This window comes from Actinomycetes bacterium (genome assembly GCA_036000965.1).
Lineage (GTDB): Bacteria > Actinomycetota > CALGFH01 > CALGFH01 > CALGFH01 > DASYUT01.
On record DASYUT010000095.1, the window covers coordinates 1 to 2,050 of the forward strand.

General features: G+C 72.0%; 2 protein-coding genes. Both read right to left on the reverse strand.

The genetic code is table 11. The annotated features are described in order from the left end of the window. Positions 1 to 143: 143 nt before the first annotated feature. Positions 144 to 1,235: an IS110 family transposase gene (locus VG276_07400; protein HEV8649218.1), complete on the reverse strand. Its 1,092-nt coding sequence runs from the start codon at positions 1,233 to 1,235 to the stop codon at positions 144 to 146. Between the two features lie 203 nt (positions 1,236 to 1,438). After that, on the reverse strand, positions 1,439 to 2,050 hold a 612-nt coding region (locus VG276_07405; protein ID HEV8649219.1), incomplete at its 5' end, for an IS21 family transposase.

Here is a 2,050-nt window from a genome sequence, read left to right on the forward strand (position 1 = left end):
TCGTAGGTGATCTGGCGGCGGTGGATGTCGAGCCCTCCTACGATGGCCATCGGGACCTCCTCTGGCTCCCGCTGTGCGATCTGATACGGCCAGCGTGCCGCATCTGAGCGGAGGGGGTCCCGCTCACATGCCATCTATGGATGTCAAGCGGCGGTGGGTGAGGCGGTGGGGTCTGGTTTGGGCTCGGTGATGAGCTGGTAGATCTCGCGGGCGATGTAGCGCTTAAGGCAGCGGATCGCCTCCCGGCGGGTCTTGCCTTCGGCGATGCGCCGGTCGAGGTAGGCACGGGTGGGTGGGTCCCAGCGCAGGCGCGACAGCGCGATGCGGTACAGCGCGGCGTTGGCTTGCCGGTCGCCGCCGCGGTTGCGGCGCAGACGCACGGTCTTGCCGGAGGACGCCTGGACCGGGCTGGCACCGCACAGCGCGGCGTAGGAGGCTTCGCTGCCGAGCCGCCCGGGGTTGTCGCCGGCGGCGATGAGCAGGGCCGCTGCGCAGTCGGGACCCACTCCGGGCCGCGCGAGCAGCTTGGGCGTGTGCCGGTTGACGGCGTGGGCGAGCTGCTGGTTGAGGTCGTCGATCTCGGCGGTCAGCTCCAGGATCCGATGGGCCAGCAGCCGCAGCGTGTAGGCCGCGGCGCTGGTGGCGTCGCTGGGTGCGCCCACGGGGAGCTGCGCGCACTGGCGGATGAGGATCGGGTTGCTCAGGCCCGACAGCCCATCACGCACCGCCGGGTCAGCGGCGACCAGGACGGCCTTGAGCTGGTTGACCGCCTGGGTGCGGGACTTGATCGCTGAGCCCTTGGCCAGCTTGAACATCCGCAGCATCTCGACCGGCCCGTCGCCGGTCTTGGCCGTGGCGGTGGCCCGACCCGACAACACCGCCTGGGCGGCGGCCTGGGCGTCGATGGTGTCGGTCTTGCCACGACGGCGGCGGGTGGCCTTGTCGGGCTGGTTGACCTCGATGACGTTGCTGCCGGCGGCCCGCAGCTGCCGTGCGAGTGCCGCTCCGTAGGAGCCGGTGCATTCCACCCCTGCCCGCCGGAGCGTCCCGAAGGTGGGTGCCCAGGCGACCAGCTCGTGGTAGCCGGCGGCCGTGGTCGCAAAGCTGCGGCTGGCCACTACCGCGCCCATGGCGGTGATCACCGCCGCGACGTGGATGTCCTTGTGGGTGTCCACGCCCAGGATGACCTCGCCAGTGACGATGGTGTCGTGGTCGGGCTGGGCTGGCTGGGGCATGCTGGGCATGGTCGTCGTCTCCTGACGGCTCGGGAACGGGTCGGCCGTCGCCGGGCCGGCGCAGGTGGTCAGGACTGTGACGGTGCCTTGGTTGCGGCAAGGCCCCTATCGGGACACACCCGCCGGTCCGGCGGCAGCACGCACCACCCCGGGCCAGTGGTCGACAGACCAAACTCAGGACACCTGGTCAGTCGTAGCGCGGGTCAGACCACGACCCGGGGTGGCACACGCCTATCCTCACAGTCGTAGCGGATCCGCCCGGCCGGCACGCCGCCGAAGTGGGCGAACGCGCGCACGTGCCCCTCGAAGAACGCCTCCTGCGCCTGATGGGCGAACGCCACCGCAAACCCCCGGCCCGAGTGCGACAGGCGCATGACGAACAACCACAGCCGCAGCGCCACCCCGCCCACCTCGGCGTGGAACTCGCCGAAGTCGACCTCGGCCTCCTCACCAGGGCCATGCTCCTGGCCGATGGTCACCCCCTTCGCCTGCCCGGCCAGCTCCGCGCGGACCGCGGCGACGAACGCGCGCACGGTCGACTCGGCCACCTGCGCGCCGTGCTCGTCGCGCAGCCGCTGCCACACCCGCCGGGCGGTGTGCCGCTGCTTGCGCGGCGCCGACAGGTCCTCGGTCAGCCACCGGCGGATCGTCGCCTCGTGCCCGCCCAGCGCCGGCGCGGCCCGCACGGGCGTCTTACGCGGTGCTGGCACCGCCGACCGCACCGCCTCCCGCACCGTGCGCCGATGCACCCGGTGCCGCTCGGCCAGCCCACGGATGCTCACCCCTTCATCGCGGTACTCGCGTCGGATACGCTC